At 51.6% G+C, this 457-nt stretch carries 1 protein-coding gene; it reads right to left on the bottom strand.

Annotated features, from left to right (window positions below; all coding sequences use genetic code 11):
- On the bottom strand, positions 1-457 hold a 457-nt coding region (locus tag ABLN94_RS24595), incomplete at both ends, for a tyrosine-type recombinase/integrase (RefSeq protein WP_352997352.1).

Raw genomic sequence — 457 nt, 5'->3', positions numbered from 1 at the left:
ACTGTCCATCTTGGTATGACCTAGTAAGAGCTGGACCGCTCTGAGGTTGCCGGTTTTCTTGTAGATTTGGGTGACTTTCGTGCGCCTCATTGAATGGGTTCCATATGCACTTGCTTCAAGGCCGATCGATGTGACCCAGTCTCGAACAATCCGCGCATAATGACGCGTTGAGATGTGTAATCTTTCGTGGAACCTGCCAGGCCAAAGGTATTCTGAACCGACCATGAGTTCATCTTCCATCCATTTCTGAACAGAGGCACGGGTGCCCTCGGATATTTCGAAGCGCACAGGTTTCTGCGTCTTGCTTTGCAGAACTGAAGCGCGTTCCTTGATCTGCCCCGATGACATGACATCGACCACCTTCATCTTCACCAGATCACAGCCGCGAAGCTTGCTGTCGATTGCCATGTTAAAGAGTGCAAGATCGCGGTGGTTGCCGGCAAGCTCGAGGCGAACT

The sequence above is a fragment of the Ruegeria sp. SCP11 genome (assembly GCF_040329455.1).
Taxonomy (GTDB): Bacteria; Pseudomonadota; Alphaproteobacteria; order Rhodobacterales; family Rhodobacteraceae; genus Ruegeria; species Ruegeria atlantica_E.
This window is presented reverse-complemented; position numbering and strand designations above follow the sequence as displayed.